19 protein-coding genes are annotated in these 20,473 nt (G+C 70.5%); 8 read left to right on the top strand and 11 right to left on the bottom strand.

What is annotated here, in order from left to right; all coding sequences use genetic code 11:
- Positions 1-18 precede the first annotated feature (18 nt).
- The gene (locus NYO99_RS06235; RefSeq protein WP_268166225.1) at positions 19-1,221 is read left to right on the top strand and encodes a hypothetical protein; all 1,203 of its coding nucleotides are present in this window, start codon (positions 19-21) and stop codon (positions 1,219-1,221) included.
- Between the two features lie 30 nt (positions 1,222-1,251).
- On the opposite strand, the gene NYO99_RS06240 is transcribed toward NYO99_RS06235, so the two are convergent.
- Positions 1,252-1,812: a hypothetical protein gene (locus NYO99_RS06240; RefSeq protein WP_268166226.1), complete on the bottom strand. Its 561-nt coding sequence runs from the start codon at positions 1,810-1,812 to the stop codon at positions 1,252-1,254.
- Positions 1,813-1,891: 79 nt separating this feature from the next.
- On the opposite strand from NYO99_RS06240, the gene NYO99_RS06245 reads away from it, so the two are divergent.
- The 5 genes from NYO99_RS06245 to NYO99_RS06265 all read left to right on the top strand — a co-directional run bounded on the left by NYO99_RS06245 (position 1,892) and on the right by NYO99_RS06265 (position 8,581).
- Positions 1,892-2,584, top strand: coding sequence for a Rossmann-fold NAD(P)-binding domain-containing protein (locus tag NYO99_RS06245; RefSeq protein ID WP_268166227.1), 693 nt, complete (start codon positions 1,892-1,894; stop codon positions 2,582-2,584).
- A complete protein-coding gene (locus NYO99_RS06250; protein WP_268166228.1) occupies positions 2,581-3,951 on the top strand; it encodes an MBL fold metallo-hydrolase RNA specificity domain-containing protein in 1,371 nt (456 codons plus the stop codon). The genes NYO99_RS06245 and NYO99_RS06250 overlap by 4 nt, the downstream gene beginning before the upstream one ends.
- Entirely contained in the window at positions 3,951-5,234 is a 1,284-nt protein-coding gene (locus tag NYO99_RS06255) for an MgtC/SapB family protein (RefSeq protein WP_268166474.1), read from the top strand. Before NYO99_RS06250 ends, NYO99_RS06255 begins: the two co-directional genes overlap by 1 nt.
- Positions 5,231-7,120: a bifunctional tRNA (5-methylaminomethyl-2-thiouridine)(34)-methyltransferase MnmC2/FAD-dependent 5-carboxymethylaminomethyl-2-thiouridine(34) oxidoreductase MnmC1 gene (mnmC, locus tag NYO99_RS06260; RefSeq protein ID WP_268166229.1), complete on the top strand. Its 1,890-nt coding sequence runs from the start codon at positions 5,231-5,233 to the stop codon at positions 7,118-7,120. The genes NYO99_RS06255 and mnmC overlap by 4 nt, the downstream gene beginning before the upstream one ends.
- Before the next feature lie 126 nt (positions 7,121-7,246).
- Positions 7,247-8,581: a methyl-accepting chemotaxis protein gene (locus NYO99_RS06265; protein ID WP_422395474.1), complete on the top strand. Its 1,335-nt coding sequence runs from the start codon at positions 7,247-7,249 to the stop codon at positions 8,579-8,581.
- 76 nt (positions 8,582-8,657) lie between these two features.
- On the opposite strand, the gene rpiA is transcribed toward NYO99_RS06265, so the two are convergent.
- The 6 genes from rpiA to NYO99_RS06295 all read right to left on the bottom strand — a co-directional run bounded on the left by rpiA (position 8,658) and on the right by NYO99_RS06295 (position 14,415).
- Complete coding sequence (gene rpiA / locus NYO99_RS06270; RefSeq protein WP_268166231.1) at positions 8,658-9,317, bottom strand: ribose-5-phosphate isomerase RpiA; 660 nt, start codon at positions 9,315-9,317, stop codon at positions 8,658-8,660.
- Between the two features lie 51 nt (positions 9,318-9,368).
- Positions 9,369-11,126, bottom strand: a complete 1,758-nt coding sequence (locus tag NYO99_RS06275) for a glycoside hydrolase family 16 protein (RefSeq protein WP_268166232.1) — start codon at positions 11,124-11,126, stop codon at positions 9,369-9,371.
- A gap of 5 nt (positions 11,127-11,131) precedes the next feature.
- On the bottom strand, positions 11,132-11,776 hold the full coding sequence (locus NYO99_RS06280; RefSeq protein ID WP_268166233.1) for a PEP-CTERM sorting domain-containing protein: 645 nt from the start codon (positions 11,774-11,776) through the stop codon (positions 11,132-11,134).
- Between the two features lie 17 nt (positions 11,777-11,793).
- Positions 11,794-12,456: a PEP-CTERM sorting domain-containing protein gene (locus tag NYO99_RS06285; protein ID WP_268166234.1), complete on the bottom strand. Its 663-nt coding sequence runs from the start codon at positions 12,454-12,456 to the stop codon at positions 11,794-11,796.
- A 283-nt stretch (positions 12,457-12,739) separates the two neighbouring features.
- Positions 12,740-13,171: a DUF2141 domain-containing protein gene (locus tag NYO99_RS06290; protein ID WP_268166235.1), complete on the bottom strand. Its 432-nt coding sequence runs from the start codon at positions 13,169-13,171 to the stop codon at positions 12,740-12,742.
- A gap of 107 nt (positions 13,172-13,278) precedes the next feature.
- The gene (locus NYO99_RS06295; protein WP_268166236.1) at positions 13,279-14,415 is read right to left on the bottom strand and encodes a 3-deoxy-7-phosphoheptulonate synthase; all 1,137 of its coding nucleotides are present in this window, start codon (positions 14,413-14,415) and stop codon (positions 13,279-13,281) included.
- An 87-nt stretch (positions 14,416-14,502) separates the two neighbouring features.
- Here NYO99_RS06295 and NYO99_RS06300 point away from each other — a divergent pair, with 87 nt between their 5' ends.
- Both NYO99_RS06300 and NYO99_RS06305 read left to right on the top strand, forming a co-directional pair.
- A complete protein-coding gene (locus NYO99_RS06300; protein WP_268166237.1) occupies positions 14,503-15,543 on the top strand; it encodes a quinone-dependent dihydroorotate dehydrogenase in 1,041 nt (346 codons plus the stop codon).
- An 11-nt stretch (positions 15,544-15,554) separates the two neighbouring features.
- Positions 15,555-16,043: an outer membrane protein assembly factor BamE gene (locus NYO99_RS06305; protein ID WP_268166238.1), complete on the top strand. Its 489-nt coding sequence runs from the start codon at positions 15,555-15,557 to the stop codon at positions 16,041-16,043.
- A gap of 95 nt (positions 16,044-16,138) precedes the next feature.
- On the opposite strand, the gene NYO99_RS06310 is transcribed toward NYO99_RS06305, so the two are convergent.
- The 4 genes from NYO99_RS06310 to NYO99_RS06325 form a co-directional block, all read right to left on the bottom strand.
- On the bottom strand, positions 16,139-16,612 hold the full coding sequence (locus NYO99_RS06310) for an FxDxF family PEP-CTERM protein (RefSeq protein WP_268166239.1): 474 nt from the start codon (positions 16,610-16,612) through the stop codon (positions 16,139-16,141).
- Positions 16,613-16,832: 220 nt separating this feature from the next.
- Complete coding sequence (gene parC, locus NYO99_RS06315) at positions 16,833-19,205, bottom strand: DNA topoisomerase IV subunit A (protein ID WP_268166240.1); 2,373 nt, start codon at positions 19,203-19,205, stop codon at positions 16,833-16,835.
- A complete protein-coding gene (locus NYO99_RS06320) occupies positions 19,202-19,858 on the bottom strand; it encodes a lytic transglycosylase domain-containing protein (protein ID WP_268166241.1) in 657 nt (218 codons plus the stop codon). Before NYO99_RS06320 ends, parC begins: the two co-directional genes overlap by 4 nt.
- The gene (locus NYO99_RS06325) at positions 19,855-20,460 is read right to left on the bottom strand and encodes a GNAT family N-acetyltransferase (protein WP_268166242.1); all 606 of its coding nucleotides are present in this window, start codon (positions 20,458-20,460) and stop codon (positions 19,855-19,857) included. Before NYO99_RS06325 ends, NYO99_RS06320 begins: the two co-directional genes overlap by 4 nt.
- Positions 20,461-20,473: the final 13 nt, after the last annotated feature.

The raw sequence follows: 20,473 nt of genomic DNA on the forward strand, positions 1-20,473 counted from the left end.
CCCTGGAGTTACTGAAGGATGACCGTCACTCCCGCGTTGCGTGTTCTCTGCCCGCTGGCCGGCGTGCTGCTGGCCCTGCTGCTGACCGCCCCCGCCGCACAGGCGCAGTTGCGTGAAGCCCCCTGGGGCCCCAACCAGTACAACGCCCACGATCTGGAGGTGCGGCGCGACGCGCTGCCCGACACGCTGGCCACCGAGGACATCGAGGTCGTCGTGGAAGCCAGCGATGAGTACTGCAAGCCCCGCTTCACCAAGTTGATCGGCATCAGCGTGCCGATACCCGTGGCACCCGGTGTGGAGTTCTTCTGCCGGCAGCTGGCCACCTATGCGGACAGCCACGCAGGCGCACTGCCGGTGCGGCTGTCGCGCCAGACCTGGCAGCAGCGCGACGTGGGTGCGCATGTGGCGCAACTGGATGTGCCGGCGCAGCGCCGCCATGTGCTGCTGAGCCGCTGGCGCATCTACGACGCGGAGACCAACCCCTACGGGCTGGTGCCGCGCATGCGCTGGACCGTCGAGGAAGCGCTGTGGGACCGTACCGAGCAGCGGCTGCTGTGGCACGCGCTGCGCACCATCTACACCGACGACGTGTACGAGAAGGGCCGCATCTGGGGCATGCAGCTGCACCTCAAGCGCTATTTCGCCTACACCCTGCCCTCCATGCTGGGCCAGCGCGGTCAGACCCGTGCGCACGCCCCGGTGCCAGGGTCGCAGTGGGTGGCGCCCGCGGACATCGCCGGGTGGCGGTCCGACACACAGGGTGCCATCGCCTTCGTGAACAACCACTTCACGTCCGGGTTGCGGGACTTCCGGCGAAGCAAGGTCTTCGATCTACGGCCGGCGGATCAGCCCTACGTCGCGCCGCCAATCAAGAAGGACTGGTGGGCGTCCGAGGCCTGGATGAAGGACGAGCACCCGCCCATACCTGGCATCACGCCGCCGATGGACCCCTTCACGCATGCGCTGCTGGCCGTGCCGCCCGGCCGCTACGTCATCGACCCCTACGACCGCGAGCGGGGCAAGCCGCTCGAACTGGACGTGCAGGCCGGCGCGGTGGTGGTGGTGGAGTTCAGGCGCGCGCTGGTCGGCGCAGACGGGCCCGTGCTGGCTGATGACAAGACCTGGCAGAAGGCCCTGGCCCAGGGGCCGCATGCCTTCCTGGCCGACAGCCGGCCCCTGCCACCGAACCGCCGCGTCGAGGCCTGGTTCACCAGCCCCTGACGCGGCCACGGGCGGACCGCGCGCGCCGGGTCAGGGCGCCGATGCCGCCGCCGCGGGTGTGCGCGGGTCGAACAGGCGGCGGGCCAGGTCTTCCAGCACTGGCGTGTGCACATGCTCCGGCGTCAGGTTCAGGCGCCCCGCGGCACTGTCGGCAAAGAAATCCTGGCAGGCCTGGGCGCGGTCAGGCGCAGCCTTCAGCCACGCGGCAGCGTCCTTCTCGCCTTGCGCGGAGGCGGCTTCGATGCGCTCGCGCGCAGCCATGTAGCTCTTCAGGCCGTCATTGAACGCCTGGCGCTTCTGGATGTAGCGCGACACCGCCGCGCTGTAGCGGTAATGGTGCTGATCCCAGGCGTTGGCCTCGGGCTGCCCCCAGCTCGGGGCCGGCATGCGCAGCAGCTTGCGGCAGCTGGCGCCCATGGCGTACAGCGTCGCGCTGCGCTCGCCCATGTACTTGGCCGCCGCGTCACGCTCGGGCGTCACCTCCACGGTGGTCGCGGCCAGTTCCTCGCGGGTGAGCTGGGGCGGCTGGGCTGAAGAAGGGGCAGCAGCCACCAGGCTGGCTGCCAGCAGAAAAGCGGGTCGAAAGTTCATCGCGAAAATTTTAGGAGTGCCGCATGCTGCAAGATGCGGCCCGCCGCCCGTGTTTGCCCGCACTCCCTCCCCGCTCGAGATGTCTACAGCCCCCACTGCCCCACCCGCCGCTGCCTCTCACACCAGCTGGGTGGCCGGTGGCAGCGGCCTGGTGGGCCGCGAGCTGCTGCGGCAGGCCAGCGCGGCGGGCGAACCGGTGCTGGCCCTGCTGCGCCGGCCGCTGCCGGCCGCCCAGGCGGTGCCAGGTGTTGCGCCGGCGGTGGTGGACCTGCGCGCGCTGCCAGCCGGGCTGCCTGCGCCGGGGCGGCTCTACATCGCACTGGGCACGACGCTGGCGCAGGCCGGCTCGCGGGAGGCTTTCCGCGCGGTGGACCTGGACACCGTCGTCGCCGTCGCCCGCACGGCACGTGCGGCTGGCGCCACGCGTTGCGCGCTGGTGTCGGCGCTGGGCGCGGATGCGGGCTCGCGCGTGTTCTACAACCGCGTCAAGGGCGAAGCGGAGCAGGCGCTGATGGCGCTGGGCTTTGAGCGCCTCGTCATCGCCCGGCCCTCCTTGCTGGACGGCCACCGCGAGGCGCTGGGCCAGCCCGCCCGCGCGGCCGAGGCCTGGAGCCTGCGCCTGGCGCGGCCGCTGGCCGGGGTGATCCCGGCCGCCTGGCGCCCCATCCGCGCCGACCGCGTCGCCCGCGCGCTGCGGCTTGCGCTCTCTCAAGACGGCCCGGCCGTGCAGGTGCTTGAATCCGGCCAGATGCAAACCCTGGGAGCCCCATGAAGCTGACCTTCCTCGGCGCCGCCGACACCGTCACCGGCTCGCGCCATCTGCTGACGCTGGGTGACCAGCGCCTGCTGCTGGACGCCGGCCTCTTTCAAGGCTTCAAGGCGCTGAGAGAACGCAACTGGATGCCGCTGGGAGGGCCGACCACCGAGCTCGACGCGGTGCTGCTGTCCCACGCCCATCTGGACCACTGCGGCTACCTGCCGGCGCTGCGCCGCCAGGGCTTCAAGGGCCCCATCTACGCCACGTCGGCCACCCGCGACCTCTGCGAGGTGCTGCTGCGCGACAGCGCCCACCTGCAAGAGGAAGACGCGCGCCGCGCCAACCGCGACGGCACCAGCCGCCATGACAAGGCCCAGCCGCTGTACAGCGTGCGCGAGGCCGAGGCCACGCTCAAGCAGTTTGCGCCGCTGCCACGCGACGGCCGGCTGCGCCTGGGCCAGACGGACGTGCGTTTCACGCCGGCCGGCCACCTGCTGGGCGCCAGCAGCATCCACGTCAGCCACGGCGGGCGCAGCCTTCTGTTCTCGGGCGACATCGGCCGCGCGGGCGACCTGCTGATGCCCGTGCCGCAGGTGCCGCCGGCGGCGGACGTGGTGATGATCGAGTCCACCTACGGCAACCGGCTGCATGCGCCGGAAGACGCGCAGGCCCGGCTGGCGCAGATCCTGCGCAACACCTTCAAGCGCGGCGGCTCGGTGCTGCTGCCCAGCTTCGCCGTGGGCCGCGCGCAGGCGCTGCTGCTGGTGCTGCAGCGCCTGCGCAATGCCGGCGAGCTGCCGCTGGACGTGCCCATCTGGCTGGACAGCCCCATGGCCGAGCAGGCCACCGAGCTGACGATCCAGCATGCCAAGCTGCTGCGCATCAGCGCCAGCGAGGCACGCAGCCTGACCGACCGTGTGCGCTACGTCACCAAGCAGGCCCAGAGCCTCAAGCTCGCCGCCAGCCTGGCCGCGCCGCGCGCGAAGCCGGCCGTCGTCATCTCGGCCAGCGGCATGGCCACCGGCGGCCGCGTGCTGAACTACCTGGAGACGCTGGCGCCGCAGCCGCAGCACCATATCGCCTTCCCCGGCTTCCAGGCCGGCGGCACGCGCGGCGCGCGCATGGTGGCCGGCGAGCGCGAGGTCAAGATCCGCGGGCGCTGGGTGCCGGTGAATGCCGAGATCAGCCACCTGGACGGTTTCTCCGGCCATGCCGATGCCGACGGCCTGATGCAGTGGCTGCGCGCGCTGCCCCGGCCGCCCGAGCAGGTCTATGTCGTGCACGGCGAACCCGCCGCCGCCGACGCGCTGCGCAGCCGCATCCAGGACGAGTTGGGCTGGGCCGTGCGCGTGCCCCAGCACGGCGAGACCGTCGCGTGGTGATGGACGCGCTGGCCTTCGGCGTCTCCAGCGAGCTCCTCACCGGCCTGGCCGCCGCGCTGGGCAGCGGCCTGTTGATCGGCCTGGAGCGCGAGCGCCACAAGCCGCGCGGCGGCCGGCGCGAGGCGGCCGGCCTGCGCACCTACACGCTGGCCTCCGTGGCCGGCGGCCTCGCCCAGGCCATGGCCCTGCCCGGCCTGCTGGTGGCCACCACGCTGGCCGTGACGGCGCTCGCCGCCATCTCGCTTGCGCGTGGCCGCGACCCCGGCCTCACCCGCGCGCTGGCGCTGCTGGTGACCTGCCTGATCGGTGCGCTGTGCGTGCAGGCCCCGCTGCTGGGCGCGCCGGCGGCGGTCGTGCTGACGGCGCTGCTGGCCGCGCGCACGCGGCTGCACCGCTTCGCGACGGAGATGCTGCGCGAGGAAGAGCTGCACGACGGCCTGCTGCTGGGCGCGCTGGCGCTGGTGGTGCTGCCGCTGATGCCGCAGCAGCCGCTGCCCTGGCTGGCCGGCATGAAGGCGAACTCCCTGATGGGGCTGATGCTGCTGCTGCTGGCGCTGCAGGCAGTGGGCCATGTCGCGCTGCGGCTGGCCGGGCCGCAGGCGGGGCTGGCGCTGTCCGGATTGCTGTCGGGCCTGGTGTCCAGCACGGCCACCATCGCCGCGATGGGCGCCAAGGCGCGCCACCAGCCGGCGCTGCGGCTGGCCTGCGCATCGGGCGCGGTGATGTCCACCTGCGCCACCTGGCTGCAGGCGCAGGCCATGCTGTTCGCGATGGCGCCGCAGCTCGGGCTGGCAGTGCTGCCCATCGCGCTGCAGGGCATCGCGGTCTGCGGCGGGCTGGGCTGGCTGCTGGCGCGACGCTCGCGCGAGGCCGAGGCGCATGCGGACATCGCCAGCGACCCCGCCAGCCGGCGCGGCCCGCTGCGGCTGCGCGAGGCGGTGCTGCTGTCGCTGATGCTCAGCGGCGTGGCCGTGGCCGTCAGCTGGGCCCAGGGCCAGTTCGGGGCCACCGGCCTGTACGGTGCCGTGGCGCTGGCCGCCTTCGCCGACGTGCATGCGCCCATCGCGTCGCTCGCCGGCCTGCAGTCGGGCGGCGGCATCAGCCAGCACCAGGCCCTCGTGGGCCTGCTGTTGGCCTTCGGCTGCAACAGCCTCACGCGCGGCATTACCGCGGTGGCCGCCGGCGGCTGGGGCTTTGCCCGCGAGGTGATGCCCGCGCTGGCGCTGCCGCTGCTGCTGGGCGCCGCGCTGGCCATCCTGCTGCAGGCCGGGGGCGGCGCATGACGGCGCTTCCGCCCTGGGCAATGACACCGGCCCAGGTGAGCTTCAGCCCCGACGGCCCGCCCGAGGCCCCCGCGTACGGCGACCTCTACCACGCCCGCGCCGGCGCGCTGGCCCAGGCCCGCCATGTGTTCCTGGGCGGAAACGGCCTGCCCGGCCGCTGGCAGGGGCGCGAGCGCTTCGTCGTGCTGGAGACCGGCTTCGGCCTGGGCAACAACTTCCTCGCCACCTGGGACGCCTGGCGGCAAGACCCGGCCCGCTGCGAGCGGCTGGTGTTCGTCAGCACCGAGAAGCACCCGCTGAGCCGCGACGACCTGCAGCGCGCTCATGCGGCCAGCGAGCTGCCCGCGCTGGCCGCGCAACTCATCGACCACTGGCCGCCGCTGACGGCCGGGCTGCACACGCTGAGCTTCGAGGCCGGCCGCGTCGAACTGCTGCTGGGCCTGGGCGATGCGCGCGAGCTGCTGCGCGAGCTGGTGCTGGATGCGGATGCGATCTACCTGGACGGCTTTTCGCCCAAGCTCAACCCCGCGCTGTGGGACGACTGGCTGCTGAAGAGCCTGGCCCGCCATGCGCGGCCGGGCGCGACGGCGGCGACCTGGAGCATCCACCGCCCCATGCGCCGCGCGCTGGCGTCGCTGGGCTTCGAGGTCGGGCTGGCGCCCGGCTTCGCCAACAAGCCCGAGATGACGGTCGCCCGCTTCGCACCACGCCACACGCCGCAGCGCCCCGCCGGCCGCGAGCCGCTGGCGCCGCAGGCGCGGCGCGCCGTCATTGTGGGCGCGGGCCTGGCAGGCGCGGCCTGCGCGCTGGCGCTGCAGCGCGCAGGCGTCGCCTGCACCGTGCTCGATGCGCGGCCCGGCCCGGCCCAGGCCAGCTCGGGCAACCCGGCCGGGCTGTTCCACGGCACGCTCAACCCCGACGACGGGCCACACGCCCGCCTCAACCGCGCCGCCGCGCTGGCCACGCAGGCCCTGCTGGCCGAGCTGGGCCTGCCGCATCAGGCCGGGCTGCTGCGCCTGGAAACGCGGCTGGCCGTGGCGCAGATGGCCACGGTGCCGGGCTATGTCGAGGCGCTGTCGGCCGACGCCGCCGCTGCCCTGGCCGGCGCCGCGCTGGGCCAGCCCGCCTGGCTCTACCCGGGCGGCGGCGCGCTGGACCCGGCGGCCTACACCCGCGCCATGCTCGCGGCCAGCGGCGCGGCAATGCGCATGGACACCACCGTCGCGGCGCTGCGCGAGACGGCACAGGGCTGGCAGCTGCTGGCTAGCGACGGGGCGGTGATCGACGAGGCGCCTCTCGTCGTGCTCGCCGGCGGGCACGGCCAGGTGCCGCTGCTGGGCGCGCTGGCGGACGGGCTAACGGCCGATCTGGTCGTACAGCGCGGCCAGCTCACGCACATCGCCCGTTCGCGCTGGCAGCCGGCCGTGCCGGTGGCGGGCGGCGGCTACACCATCGCCGACGGCCAAGGAGGCGCGTGGTGTGGCGCCACGGCGCAGGACGGCGACCTCGACCCCAGCCTGCGCGAGTCCGACCAGGCCGAGAACCTCGCGCGCCATGCGGCGCTCGGCGGCCTGCCTGCGCCAATGGCCCCGCTGCCGTTGGCCGGCCGCGTGGGCTGGCGGCTGGTCACGCCCGACCGGCTGCCACTGATCGGCGGCCTGGCCGCCACCGGCGACGCGGCGGCCCAACTGCGCCTGCAGCCACGCCGCGCGGGCCTGGTGGTGTGCACCGGCTTCGGCTCGCGCGGCATCACGTGGGCCGCACTGGCTGGGCGCCTCGTGGCGGCGCTGGCGCTGGGCAGCCCGCGCCCGCTGGAAGCCGACCTGCTGGACGCCGTCGACCCGCTGCGCTTCCCCTTGCGCCGCCAGCGGCGGCCCGGCCGCTGAGGCCCGGTTCGCGCAACTATTGCCGGTTTGAGCCCCTGATCACGCACCCACCCCGCTGGGGCCGGTACGACACTGCGCGCTGTTGCCGGCACGGCCGGCTTTCCCTTGACTCTTGGAGACGACGGCATGTTCGGTTCTGGCAACGGTTCGCAACGACTGAAGGTGGCGCTTGGCGTGGTGCTGGGCGTGGTGACCGTGGGCGTTGGTGTAGCGCTCTCCGGGCTGGGCGACAACGCCGGTTCGGCCAAGGGCTGGCTGTGGGCCAGCCTGGTACTGACCTGGGTGGTTGGCGTGGCAGGCCTGGCCACGGCCGGCGGCGGCAAGGGCTCCAGCCTGCACGCCGCCACCGAGGCCGCTGAAGCGCTGGCCCGCTTTGACCTGACGCACGCCATCCCTGGCGGCGGATCGGACGACATCGGCCGCCTCATGACGGCACTGTCGGACACGCAGTCTTCGCTGCAAAAGCTCATCGGTGAAGTGCGTGGCGCGTCGGACAGCATCGGCACGGCCAGCGCCGAGATCGCCACGGGCAACCTGGACCTGAGCCAGCGCACCGAGCAGACCGCCAGCAACCTGCAGAACGCCGCCTCCGCCATGGCCGAGCTGACCGGCACGGTCAAGCAGACGGCCGACGCCGCGATGACGGCCAACCAGCTCGCCAGTTCCGCCGCCTCCGTGGCGCAGCGCGGCGGCGAGGCCGTGTCGCAGGTGGTCGCCACGATGGATCAGATCAGCCAGAGCTCGCGCAAGATCAACGACATCATCGGCACCATCGACGGCATCGCCTTCCAGACCAACATCCTGGCGCTGAACGCGGCTGTGGAAGCCGCCCGCGCTGGCGAGCAGGGCCGTGGCTTCGCGGTCGTCGCGGGCGAGGTGCGCACGCTGGCCCAGCGCAGTGCCGAAGCGGCCAAGGAGATCAAGAGCCTCATCAGCGCCAGCGTCGAGCGCGTGGACTCCGGCACCCAGCAAGTGGAGGCGGCCGGCGCCACGATGACGGAGATCGTGGCCAGCGTTCAGCGCGTGACCGACATCATTGGCGAGATCAGCGCCGCCGCCCGCGAGCAGAGCGAGGGCATCGCCTCCGTCAACGCGTCCGTCGTGCAACTGGACCAGATGACGCAGCAGAACGCCGCCCTCGTCGAGGAATCGGCTGCGGCGGCCGAGAGCCTGCGCGAGCAGTCCGGCCGCATGGCCGAGGTCATCAGCGTGTTCCGCCTCAGCGGCGCCAGCGCACGCAGCGTGACGGCCAAGGCCCCGATGGTGCACAAGCCGGCTGCGGCAAAGCCCGCAGCGGCCAAGCCACTGGCCAAGCCGACGGCCGCACCGGCGGCGAAGCCCGCCACCGCCAAGCCGCAGCCCAAGCCGGTCGCCGCGTCGCCGGCACCGGCCGCCGCCCCCCGCCCGGCCCCGGCGCCCGCACCCAAGCCCGCCGACGATGGCGATTGGGAAACGTTCTGAGCCTCGCCGGGCTCACTCGCCATCAGGGGCGCCCATCGGCGCCCCTTTTTGTTGAGCGGGCGGCGCGCGCCCGGGCTCAGAAGCTCAGCGTGCGGACGCCGTCAGCGCCACCCAGCAGGCAGACCTGGGCCTTGTTGCGCGCGAACACGCCCACCGTGACGACGCCGGGCCACAGCGTGACCTCGGCCTCGAAGGCCAGCGGGTCGGTGATGGACAGGCCGGTCACGTCCAGGATGTGGCAGCTGTTGTCGGTGATGACACCGGCCCGCAGCGTGGCCGTGCCGCCCAGCGCGGCGAAGCGGCGCGCGAGTTGCGCGGCCGCCATCGGGATGACTTCCACCGGCAGCGGGAACTTGCCCAGCGTCTGCACGAGCTTGGATTCGTCGGCGATGCAGACGAACTTGTCGGCGAGATCGGCAACGATCTTCTCGCGCGTCAGCGCGGCGCCGCCGCCCTTGACCATGTAACCGTTGCCATCGATCTCGTCGGCGCCGTCGATGTAGACGGTCAGGCCTGTGACCTCGGTGGCATCCAGCACGCGAATGCCGTGCTTTTGCAGGCGCTGCGTGGAACGCTCCGAGCTGGAGACGGCGCCGGCGATGGCGATGCCGCTGGCCGCCAGCGCGTCGATGAAGCAATCCACCGTGGAGCCGGTGCCGACGCCGACGATCTGGCCGGGGGTGACGTAGTCGAGCGCAGCGCGGCCGACGAGTTGTTTGAGCTGGTCTTGGTTCATGCCGTGATTTTGCCGGGACAGGTGGCGCCTGCCACCCATCCCGGCTCGGACTCACTTCATGACCACCGTTCTTGCGACCGAGTCAGTCGCCACTTGGCGCTGCGCATCCCAGGCCGTGAAGCGGTACTCGACCACATCACCGCGCTGCAGGCCGCCCGCCGTGAAGCGGCTGCGGCTGCCGTCCTGTCGCATGCGCACGGTGCGGGCCTCACCGCCGTTGACGGTGTAGTGCACGTCGACCCAGCCCGACGCGGTGGCGCTGAAGTCCAGCGTCGTCGCGCCGCTCTGCGTCGCGCTGCCGCTGACGACCGGTGCCGTGACCGTGCTGGCCGCCGCCACCTTCACCGGGGCCACACCGGCGACGCCGGAGTCCCACACGATGTCGTCGAAGGCAATCTGGAACGGCGCGTTCGGCACGGCGCCGTCCACGCTAAGGAACTCGAACAGCGAGTTCATGGACTGCAGCGCGACGAGCTGCCCCGCCATCTCGGCCACGGGGATGGTCGCCGTGCCCCATTCGCCGTTGCGCACCAGGCCGTAGGCAGTCTGGTTGGCGGGGAAGGTCACCCAGTTGTGGTTGGTGTAGGTGTCCAGCACGCCGATGCGGAAGGCGACGTTGGCCGGCGCCTTGATCTTCAGCTTGATGTGGCCGCCCCGGAAGCCGCTCATGTCGTGCACCTGCCGCGACGCGATGGCGCCGCCGAACCACTGGCCGGGAGCGAAGTAGTCCAGCGCGATGACGTTGGCGCCCTCATACGCCGGGATGTTGCCGCCACGCATGGCGCCGTTGTTCCAGATGAAGAAGTCCGCCGAGGCGCCGAGCTCCTGCTTGTTCTCGACCGGCGTGGTGTCGGTGAACACGCCGAATTTGCCGACCTCGGGGGTGATGCCCACGCCCAGCTTCACCTCGCCCTTGCCGTCCAGCTCGTAGACGCGCACGTAGTCCACATAGGTGGTGGCGGGCAGCGGCGCGGTGACCTGGGCCGGCGTGGCCGCCGGCGTGAAGTTGCCGCCGACGGCCATGTTCAGCAGCAGGTAGAACGGCGCCTGCAGCGCGGGTGACGCGATGGTGATGGGCGCCTTGTACATGTCGTACTCGCGGCCGTTGTCCAGCACCGTGAAGCGCATCTGCGTGTCCGTCCAGTAGAGCCGGTAGGTCACGAAGCGGTTGGCGAGCGAGCGGCTGGGCGTGTACCAGTTCTTGGTCTGCCAGGCGGTGGACGCGGCGCAGGTCTCGTTGCCGGGTACGCAGGCGTCCTGGTGGAAGAAGATGACGTTGGCGCCGACGAACTGATCCGGCGAGATCGCCGGCAGGCCAGCCGGCTGGCGGCCGCCCATTTCCATGATGTCGATCTCGCCCTTGCGCGGCCAGGCCTGCGGGCTGGTGCCCAGCAGCCACGCAGCCGGCCACAGGCCCACACCGACCTTGGGCGTGGCCATGCGCACCTCGATGAGGCCGTACTTCACCTGCACCTTGCCGGCGGTGTCCACCTTGCCGGACGTGAACTGGTTGCTGCCCACCGTCTCGCGCCGGGCCGTGATGGCCAGCGCGCGCGTGGCGGGCTCGAAAGGCACGTTGACGATGCTCAGGTTGCCGGGCGTGTAGGTCTGCAGTTCCTGGTTGCCGTAGCCGCACAGGCCGATCTGGCAGCCGTTGCCGTTGCTGGCGGCCCAGACGTTGCCGTCAAGGCCCGCGCCGTTGAATTCCTCAGACCAGAGCAGCTTGCCGATGACGGGGCTGGTGACGCTGGCCGACGCCAGGCTGCCGGCGGCCAACAACAGGCCGCCCAGGAGGTGTTGGAGCTTCATGGGGTTCATCCTTGTTGCTGACGGGCGTTGCGGCGCGCGGCCGCGGCGACGAGCAGGCCACCGGCCAGCATCAGGCCGTAGGTGGCGGGCTCGGGCACGGCGCTGGTGACGGTGATGCGCGCACCGGGCATGCCGGTGAACCCGCTGTCCACCGTCTGCCACACGCCAGTCGAGGTGCTCACCGCATAGGGCGCCGGCCCGGCATCGGTGGCGCTCTGCCACTGGCCGTCGAAACCGGCATCCGCCACGGCGACCAGCCAGTAGCTGCCGGCGTTCAGCGTCCAGCCGGTGGGCGACACCAGCGTGTTGTGCACGAAGGCATCGACAGATGTGGGCTGAATATGGGTGCTGTGCAGCCAGTTCAGGCTGCCCGGCAGCGCGCCGTTGCGGGCGATGACGCCCAAGGTGACGCCGCCGCTGTCGCCGACGCGCACGATGGAGGTCAGGATGGACTGGATGGACGCGGCGCTGCCGAGCTCGAACGCGACGGCGACGTCTTCGCCGAAGCGCAGCGGGTTGGGCCAGCCAGTCAGGTAGCTGGTGTCGGCGTCGAAGGTGTCGAGCAAGACGGTCTGCGCGCCGGCCTGGGCGGCCAGGCCGCCCAGCAGTAGCGTGGCAGCCGCGATCTTGGAAAGTGCGTGGAGTTGCATGCGGGTTCTCCTTGGCGTCAGGCGCGACGGCGGCGGGCCACGGCAGCGACGACACCCAGGCCGGCGATGAGCAGCGCGTAGGTCTCGGGCTCGGGCACCGGGGCGGTGGTCAGCGTGAGCTGCACGTCGTCGATGTAGACCGCGTTGACGCGCCCCCCCTCCAGCGGCCCGACGGCCGTGTTGATCAGCAGGTAGACCGCCTTGGCACCCGCCGGGATGGCGGCAGCCTGGAAGCTGAACTGCTTCCACGTCGAGGTGCTGAGATCACCGTGGAAGAACTGCAGGCCACTGTCGTACAGCACGCCGCTGTCACCGATGTAGCTGAGCCCGAACTTGGCGTTGCCGGTGGGGCTGACATCGCCCTTGGCCCAGAAGCTCAGCACCGGCGTGTCGCCGACGTTGGCGGCCGTCAGCGCGGCCAGGCCGCCATGCGCGACGGAGTCCTGCAGCATGCCGGAGCCGCCGAAACCGCCCGGCACGCTCAGCAGCATGGCGTGGGCACCCGAGTGGGCGTCGTTGGACAGCACGGGTGCGGACGAGTCCGCACCGACCCAGCCGACCGGCTGGTTGCCATTGACGACCTCGAAGCCGCCGTTGGCGATGCCGTTGGTGGTGGCCGCACCGGCCGCACCGGCCAGGCAGAGAGTGGCGATGGCCGCATGGGCCTTCAGATTCAGCATGTCTCGTCTCCAGTTTTCTACGTGGGAAAAGCCCCGACGTGGCGACGACGAACTGCTTGCCGGTCACCCGTCAGCTCATCTGAAACCGCTTTCTGAAAGCGCTTTCAATGGCGACGGCGACCATAGGTGCGGGTCTGGCGGCTGTCAATGCGGCCAGCCCTGACGGGCCATCGAAGGCCCATGTTCAAGGGACAGGGTCAGGCCCTATGGCAGGAGCCGCTGGCTTGATGAGGCACCGCGCGCCGATCTGCGTGCAGCGCCGCCAACACGTGCTGCTGCGCGCTCAACTCATGCGGATCTTCAGGAGCTGGCCGGCCACCGGCGTCAGCAGGGCCTGCTCGAAGCTTGGCGGTGCAAACTGGCCGCGGGCGTTGTTGGAGAAGCCGTAGCGTTCCGTGGGAATGCCCAGCGCGCCCATGTCCAGGCGCCCATTGGCGTTGACGTCTTGGAAGAGGCTGATCGCCAGCGGCCCGGCGGGCAGGTTCTTCAGCACCAGCTTGTAGCGGCCACCAGGCGCCGCCGCGGGCGTGAGCGTGATGCGATGGCCGACCTGCGGCCGCCCCAACCACGTTGACGGCACGGTGTACACGCCCACCATCAGCGTGGCGCCCTGCAGGCGGTCAGCATCCAGGCCCTCGATCTCCAGCGTCACCTCGGTCGCCAGGCACCACAGCGGAGCCACCGCCAGACACACCGCAGCCAGAACATGTTTCATCTCGGTCTCCAGGTAAGGGATGACCGGATGATGCGAACGGCGCCTGCACGCCACCACCGGCATGCGACAGGCGACCGCCTGCCGGCGCCAATGGCGACCAGCCAGCGTCAGCTGCGACGCTTTTGCACGGCGACGGCGAGTTCGCGCAGCAGCGGCTCGGTCTGCGCCCAGCCCAGGCAGGCGTCCGTGATAGACACGCCCGGCTTCAGGTCGGCACGGGTCTGGCCCTCAGCCAGGTCCTGACGGCCCGGCTGCAGATGGCTTTCGATCATCACACCGGTGATGCGTGCATCGCCGCCGGCGATCTGCCCCGCCACGTCGCGCCCCACATCCACCTGGCGCTCGTACTTCTTGCTGGAGTTGGCGTGTGAGAAGTCGATCATGACCTGCTCGCGCAGGCCCGAAGCCTTCAGCGCGTCACACGCGGCGTTGACCGAGGCCGCGTCGTAGTTGGGCGCCTTGCCACCGCGCAGGATGACGTGGCAGTCCGTGTTGCCGCGCGTCTCGAAGATGGCGGCCGTGCCCATCTTGGTCATGCCCATGAAGGCATGGGCGCTGCTGGCGGCCAGCACCGCGTCGCTAGCGACCTTGATGCCGCCGTCCGTGCCATTCTTGAAGCCGACCGGGCAGGAGAGGCCCGACGCGAGCTGGCGGTGGCTCTGGCTCTCGGTCGTGCGCGCGCCGATGGCGCCCCAGGCGATCAGGTCGGAGATGTACTGCGGCGACAGCAAGTCCAGGAACTCCGTCCCGGCCGGCAGGCCCAGCGCCGCGACGTCCAGCAGCAGCTGACGCGCCAGGCGCAGGCCCTCGTTCATGTGGAAGCTCCCGTCCAGGCGCGGGTCGTTGATGTAGCCCTTCCACCCCACCGTGGTGCGCGGCTTCTCGAAATACACGCGCATGACGATGAGCAGGTCGCGCTTGAGTTCTTCGCGGGCCACTTTCAGCAGGCGGGCGTAGTCCATCGCCTGGTCATGGTCATGGATGGAGCACGGCCCGACGATGACCAGCAGGCGGTCATCACGGCCATGCAGCACATCGCTGATCTCCTGGCGCGCCCGCGCGACCAGTTCCAGCGTCTCATCGGGGATGGGCAACTCTTCCAGCAGCAGCGCGGGGCTGATCAGCGCGCGCACGGCGCCGATGCGGGTGTCGTCGGTGCGGGTGGTGTCGCGCGTCTTGTCGCGTGCGCCGCCCTCGTCCTCGAAGGCGTGGCGATCGTGCTGCGCGTTGTCCAGAGATGTCATGACCGGGCTCCCAATACAGCCTGCCATTGTCACCGCTCGGCCGCCGCCACGCTCGCATGCCGCCGGTCTTGGCGACAATCACGGGCTATGCCGCTGATTCCCTACGCCCTCGCCCGCCCCTTCCTGTTCGGCCTCGACGCCGAACACGCGCACGAACTTACCCTCAACAGCATCGCCCGGCTGCAAAACACCCCCGCGCAGGCGCTGTGGTGCGGCGAGCGCGTCAGCGACCCGGTGACCATCGCCGGCCTGCGCTTTCCGAACCGCATCGGCCTGGCCGCCGGCCTGGACAAGAACGGCCGCTGCATCGACGGCCTGGGCGCGATGGGCTTCGGCTTCATCGAGGTGGGCACCGTTACGCCCAAGGGCCAGCCCGGCAACGACAAGCCGCGCATGTTCCGCCTGCCCGAGGCCAACGCGCTGATCAACCGCCTGGGCTTCAACAACGAAGGCTTGGCAGACTTCATCGCCAACGTGCAGCGTGCCCACAGCTTCCGCAAGGCTGGCGGCATCCTGGGCCTGAACATCGGCAAGAACGCCGCCACGCCCATCGAGAACGCGGCCGACGACTACCTGATCGGCCTGGAAGGCGTGTTCCCGCATGCCGACTACGTCACCGTCAACATCTCCAGCCCCAACACCAAGAACCTGCGCGCGCTGCAAAGCGACGAGGCGCTGGACGCGCTGCTGGGCGCGCTGCAGGAACGCAAGCTGCAACTGGAAAGCCGGAGCGGCCGCAAGGTGCCGATGTTCGTGAAGATCGCGCCCGACCTGGACGAAGACCAGGTCAGCGTCATCGCGCAGACGTTGACGGCCAACGGCATCGACGGCGTCATCGCGACGAACACCACCATCGCCCGCGACAAGGTGCAGGGCCTGGCCCACGCGAACGAGACGGGCGGCCTGTCGGGTGCGCCGGTGTTCGAGGCCAGCAACCGCGTCATCCGCCTGCTGCGCTCAGCGCTGCCAGTGGGCTACCCCATCATCGGCGTGGGCGGCGTGCTCAGCGGCGACGATGCCCGCACCAAGATCGCCGCGGGCGCCGACCTCGTGCAGGTCTACACCGGCCTGATCTACAAAGGCCCGGCGCTGGTCAGCGACTGCGCCCGCGCGCTGGCCCGGCGCTGAAGGCACAGCCCATGCGCGTCGCCGCCCTCGCCCTCAGTGCCCTGATGCTGGCGGGATGCGCCACCGCGCCGCGGCTGCATGCAGGCATCAGCCGCAGCGAGGACGTCCTGGCGGCCTACGGTCAGCCACGGCGGATCTGGCCCGAGGCGGACGGCGGCCGCACGCTCGAATACTCCAGCCAGCCCTGGGGCCGGCACTGCCTCATGGTGAGGCTGGACGCCACCGGCCGGGTGGTGAGCCTCGAAGACGGGCTGTCGGCCGCCAGCCGCGCCCGCATCGAGCCGGGCATGACGGCTGAGCAAGTCAGCCGCATCCTCGGCACGGAGCGCAGCCGCGTGTTCTTCCGCCTGAGCGGCGAGGACGTGTGGGACTGGACCGTCGAGCCCGACCAAAGCGGCTACGGCCTTCGCTTCAACGTTCACTTCAAAGACGGTCGGGTCGTGCGCACCAGCCAGAGCATGGTCTTCCCCAACCGACGCCTTCCCGGCGTGGATGACTGAACAGCAGCAAAAAAAGCGCCCCGGCGCTTGCAGCACCAGGGCGATCAGAGAGACGTTCACTCGCGGGGCCAACTGGCCTCGCTGACCCGACGGGATCAGTCGTTGCGGCGACGGCGCGAAGCCACGAAGCCGACGATGCCAAGACCAGCAGCCAGCAGGGCATAGGTTTCGGGCTCCGGCACAGCGGCCACCGTGGAGGTCAGCGTGTAGGAACCAACAGCCGTGCCCGTGCCGGACACACCATAGAAGTAGCTACCGGCAGCCAGGGTCCAGGAGTCGGACCCGCTGAACTGCGTGCCGCCCACCGCGAAACTGTCCACTGGGGTGCTGTCAGCCTTGTACAGACCCACAGCGCCGAGCACGTTGATGGATGCGAAGGTCAGCTGCACGTTGGACGTGCTGCCCAGCGTGAAAGCGTAGGTCTCGAAGAACGGGGCTGCGATGCCAGCTTCAGCCGCAACCTCGAACGAACCATGTGCGCCACCGAAGGTGTCGACGAGCGTCACGGCTTGCGCAGCCGTCGCGCTCAGGGCCACCAGCGAGGCGGCGGCAAGCAACTTCAATTTCATCTTCAACTCCTTGATCGAGCGGTCAAGGGATGCAACCGCCTGGAAGCCATTGTGCACCGCAACCAAAATTTGAGAACTTGTGCACAGCCCCAAGCCCTAGGGGGCCGACCCCGCAAATGAGTGCCAGATTGTAAATAGCGGGAACCCTTGGTCATTTCGGCACGGGTCTGACACAGTTTTGCCAACTTGGTGCGTTCGTATCACCAGGTTGGGGTCGCGCTCACGCAACAGCCAAACGGAGCACCTTCAGCAGGCCGTCCACCGTCTTGCCCTTGCGCCCCCGTTTGCCGGCGTGGCCCGCGAGCGACTGGTTCTTCAGCACCTCGTCGCGAGGCTTGCCACCGCGCCCGCTGCCTTCCACGCGCAGTTGCTGTGTGAAACAGGCCAGCGACAGCACGCTGTCCTTGTCTTCCAAGTCCATCAACATCAGCCCCTTGCCGCCCTTGGGCTGGTGCTTCAGCTCATCCAGCGGGAACGTCAGCAAACGCCCCTGAGCGCTCAGCACGCCCAGTTGCAGCGCGGCGGCATCGCTTGGCACGGTGGCCAGCAGCGGGGCCTCGCCGTCGTCCAGCGCCAGGAAGGTCTTGCCGGCCTTCTGGCGGCCGACGAGATCACCAAGCTGGGCGATCAGGCCATACCCGGTCGAGCCGGCAAAAACCAGGCGCTGCGTTGGCGCACCGGCGACGTAGTGCGCGATCTGCGTGCCACTCTCCAGCTCGATCATGGTCGTGATGGGCTGGCCGTCGCCGCGGCCGCCGGGCAGGGTTGACACCGCCACGGAGTAAACACGGCCGTTGCTGCCGACGACGATCAGCGGATCGACGCTGCGGCAGCGGAACGCGCCCCACAGGCCATCACCGGCCTTGAAGGTCTGCGCGGCGATGTCGACCTCATGGCCCTTGAGCGCCCGCACCCAGCCCTTCTGGCTGACGATGACGGTGACGGGCTCGTCGACGATCTTCACCTCGGCGACGACACGCTTCTCGGCCTGGATCAGCGTGCGGCGGTCATCGCCGTACTGCTTGGCATCGGCCTCGATCTCCTTGATGACCGTGCGGCGCAGCGCGGCGGCCGAGCCCAGGATCTCCTCCAGCTTGGCGCGCTCGTCCCGCAGCTTGGACAGTTCCTGCTCGATCTTGATCGCTTCCAGCCGGGCCAGCTGACGCAGGCGGATTTCGAGGATGTCCTCGGCCTGCCGGTCGCTGAGCTTGAAGCGGGCAATCAGCGCTTCCTTGGGCTCGTCCGACTCGCGAATGATGCGGATCACCTCATCGATGTTCAGCAGCACCAACTGCCGGCCTTCGAGCACGTGGATGCGCTCGTTGACCTTGGCCAGGCGGTGCTCGGTGCGGCGGCGCACCGTCGCCTGGCGGAAGCCCACCCACTCGGCCAGCACCTGGCGCACGCTCTTCTGCGTGGGCCGGCCATCGGCGCCGATCATGGTCAGGTTGACCGGCGCGCTGCTCTCCAGGCTGGTGTGGGCCAGCAGCGCGTTGATGAGGTCCTGCTGCTCGACCGTGCGGCTCTTGGGCTCGAAGACGATGCGCACGGCCGCTTCCTTGCTGGACTCGTCGCGCACGCTGTCCAGCACGGCCAGCACGCTGGCCTTGAGCTGCAGTTGCTCGGGCGTCAGCGTCTTCTTGCCCGCCTTGACCTTGGGGTTGGACAGCTCCTCGATCTCCTCCAGCACCTTCTGCGCGCTGGTGCCGTGCGGCAGCTCGGTGACGACCAGCTGCCACTGCCCGCGGGCGAGGTCCTCGATCTTCCAGCGAGCCCGCACCTTGAGGCTGCCACGACCGGACGTGTAAGCCGCGCGGATTTCCTCCGGCGCGCTGATGAGCTGGCCGCCGCCGGGGAAGTCCGGGCCGGGCAGCAGGTCGAACAAGGCCTCGTCGGACAGCTGGTCGTCCTTCAGCAGCGCGACAGCGGCCGCCGCCACCTCGCGCAGGTTGTGGCTGGGGATCTCGGTGGCCAGGCCCACGGCGATGCCGCTGGCACCGTTCAGCAGCGCGAACGGCAGGCGCGCCGGCAGCTCGACGGGCTCCTGCGTTGTGCCGTCGTAGTTGGGACGGAAGTCCACCGTGCCTTCGTCGATCTCATCCAGCACGAGACGGGCGATCGGAGCGAGGCGCGCTTCCGTGTAACGCATCGCGGCGGCGCCATCGCCATCGCGGCTGCCGAAGTTGCCGTGGCCGTCGATGAGCGGGTAGCGCAGCGAGAAGTCCTGCGCCATGCGCACCAGCGCGTCATAGACCGACTGGTCGCCATGCGGGTGGAAGCTGCCCAGCACGTCGCCCACGACCTTGGCGCCCTTGACGGGCTTGGCCCCGGACGCGCCGCTCCAGCCCAGCCCCAGGCGGTGCATGGAGTACAGGATGCGGCGCTGCACGGGCTTCTGGCCGTCGGCATACGACGGCAACGCGCGGCCCTTGACCACGCTGAGCGCGTACTCGAGATAAGCCTGCTGCGCGTAGGCAGCCAGCGTCAGTGCGCTGGGGTCGTCCTCGCCGCTGCCGCCTTGGCCGTGAGCGTTGCCGGGAGGGGCGCCGTCATTGGGGCCGTTGAAGTCGATGGTGGTCTGTTCAGAACTCATGGATGCAAGGTCACACGCTGCGCTCGGGCCGGTTGGCTCTGCTGCAGCAAGGCCCAGTACAGCTCAAGGACGAGGTGCACATGGGCCTGGGTTTCTTCGATGTCGGGTACCCGGTTGCCGGCACGGCGCACGGCGCCTTCGCCGGCATTCCAGGCGGCCAGGGCGGTGTCGATGCGGCCGAAGCGGCGCAGCAGGTCGGCCAGCATGCGGGCGCCGGTGTGGATGTTGATTCGCGGCTCGATGAGGCGCGCGGCGTCGGCCGGCGTCGCATAGCGACTGGCCGTCTCGGGGGTGATCTGCATGAGGCCAGTGGCCCCGCGCGGCGACACGGCATTGCGCTGGTAGCCGGATTCGACCGCGATGACGGCCTTCAGCAGGTCTGCGTCCACGCCGTGCTTCTCAGCGGCTTCACGCACCCAGGGCTGCACGGCCTTGACCTCGGGCGCGATGTCCAGCCAGTTCAACAACGCCAGGCCCGCGTCGGCCTTGCCGGGCACGCGCTGCATGCCCACGCTGCCCAGCACGGGCTTGTAGCGCGCGTCCAGCTGGCGCGACGCGAAGTGCGCCACGCCACTGCCGTCGACGTAGCCCCACAGCTCCGCATGTGCCGGCAGCGCCAGGGCGAACAGCAGCAAGGCCAGCCAGCGACTCATGCAGCCTCCAGCCCCAACGCCACGCGGGCCTGGTATTCGCGGTCCAGAAGCGACATGACGACCAGCGAGTCGTAGCCATCCGCGCCGTCGATGGTCACCCTCACGCTCTCGCGCAGCCGGCCCTCCTCGACGAAGCCCTCGCTCTGGTAGAGCTTCAGAGCCCGCAGGTTCAGCGCCTTCACATCCAGCCAGAAGCGGTGCGCCTTCAGCTGCGTGAACGCCATGGCTTTCAGCTGACGCACCGCCAGGCGGCCCAGGCCTCGGCCTTTGGGCTGCAGCACCAGTCGCTTGAGCTCCACCGAGCCGTTCGGGTTGCGGCAGCCCTGCAGGATGACGAAGCCGATGCGCGCCAGCGCGTCGCCGTGGCCGCCCGCCGGGCCGCTCCCGAGGGCGGCCGCCTCCCCGTGGGGGATTGCCGGCGTACCCGCCGGCGAGGAGCTCCATGCTTCCAAGATGAAGTGGCGCGCATCAGGAAAGCGGATGGCGCCCTCGTGCTGCGTGCGCTCCCACGGCGTGATGAATGGCAGGTTCGCGCCGTCACGCTCGATCGAGGCCACCCAGTCGAGGTCCGACAGCATGGTGGGGCGCAGGCGCAGGCTCATGTCGCGTCGGTCC

Origin of the sequence: Roseateles hydrophilus, from assembly GCF_026712245.1 — a bacterium.
Classification (GTDB): domain Bacteria; phylum Pseudomonadota; class Gammaproteobacteria; order Burkholderiales; family Burkholderiaceae_C; genus Pelomonas; species Pelomonas hydrophilus.

What these genes read in the sequence shown, in the direction of transcription:
- NYO99_RS06280 (WP_268166233.1), bottom strand. Translation starts at nt 11,776, where the DNA reads ATGCAACTCCACGCACTTTCCAAGATCGCGGCTGCCACGCTACTGCTG.
- NYO99_RS06275 (WP_268166232.1), bottom strand. Translation starts at nt 11,126, where the DNA reads ATGAAGCTCCAACACCTCCTGGGCGGCCTGTTGTTGGCCGCCGGCAGC.
- NYO99_RS06265 (WP_422395474.1), top strand. Translation starts at nt 7,247, where the DNA reads ATGTTCGGTTCTGGCAACGGTTCGCAACGACTGAAGGTGGCGCTTGGC.
- NYO99_RS06240 (WP_268166226.1), bottom strand. Translation starts at nt 1,812, where the DNA reads ATGAACTTTCGACCCGCTTTTCTGCTGGCAGCCAGCCTGGTGGCTGCT.
- NYO99_RS06305 (WP_268166238.1), top strand. Translation starts at nt 15,555, where the DNA reads ATGCGCGTCGCCGCCCTCGCCCTCAGTGCCCTGATGCTGGCGGGATGC.
- NYO99_RS06295 (WP_268166236.1), bottom strand. Translation starts at nt 14,415, where the DNA reads ATGACATCTCTGGACAACGCGCAGCACGATCGCCACGCCTTCGAGGAC.
- NYO99_RS06245 (WP_268166227.1), top strand. Translation starts at nt 1,892, where the DNA reads ATGTCTACAGCCCCCACTGCCCCACCCGCCGCTGCCTCTCACACCAGC.
- parC (WP_268166240.1), bottom strand. Translation starts at nt 19,205, where the DNA reads ATGAGTTCTGAACAGACCACCATCGACTTCAACGGCCCCAATGACGGC.
- NYO99_RS06300 (WP_268166237.1), top strand. Translation starts at nt 14,503, where the DNA reads ATGCCGCTGATTCCCTACGCCCTCGCCCGCCCCTTCCTGTTCGGCCTC.
- NYO99_RS06290 (WP_268166235.1), bottom strand. Translation starts at nt 13,171, where the DNA reads ATGAAACATGTTCTGGCTGCGGTGTGTCTGGCGGTGGCTCCGCTGTGG.
- NYO99_RS06255 (WP_268166474.1), top strand. Translation starts at nt 3,951, where the DNA reads ATGGACGCGCTGGCCTTCGGCGTCTCCAGCGAGCTCCTCACCGGCCTG.
- NYO99_RS06310 (WP_268166239.1), bottom strand. Translation starts at nt 16,612, where the DNA reads ATGAAATTGAAGTTGCTTGCCGCCGCCTCGCTGGTGGCCCTGAGCGCG.
- NYO99_RS06285 (WP_268166234.1), bottom strand. Translation starts at nt 12,456, where the DNA reads ATGCTGAATCTGAAGGCCCATGCGGCCATCGCCACTCTCTGCCTGGCC.
- NYO99_RS06325 (WP_268166242.1), bottom strand. Translation starts at nt 20,460, where the DNA reads ATGAGCCTGCGCCTGCGCCCCACCATGCTGTCGGACCTCGACTGGGTG.
- mnmC (WP_268166229.1), top strand. Translation starts at nt 5,231, where the DNA reads ATGACGGCGCTTCCGCCCTGGGCAATGACACCGGCCCAGGTGAGCTTC.
- NYO99_RS06250 (WP_268166228.1), top strand. Translation starts at nt 2,581, where the DNA reads ATGAAGCTGACCTTCCTCGGCGCCGCCGACACCGTCACCGGCTCGCGC.
- rpiA (WP_268166231.1), bottom strand. Translation starts at nt 9,317, where the DNA reads ATGAACCAAGACCAGCTCAAACAACTCGTCGGCCGCGCTGCGCTCGAC.
- NYO99_RS06320 (WP_268166241.1), bottom strand. Translation starts at nt 19,858, where the DNA reads ATGAGTCGCTGGCTGGCCTTGCTGCTGTTCGCCCTGGCGCTGCCGGCA.
- NYO99_RS06235 (WP_268166225.1), top strand. Translation starts at nt 19, where the DNA reads ATGACCGTCACTCCCGCGTTGCGTGTTCTCTGCCCGCTGGCCGGCGTG.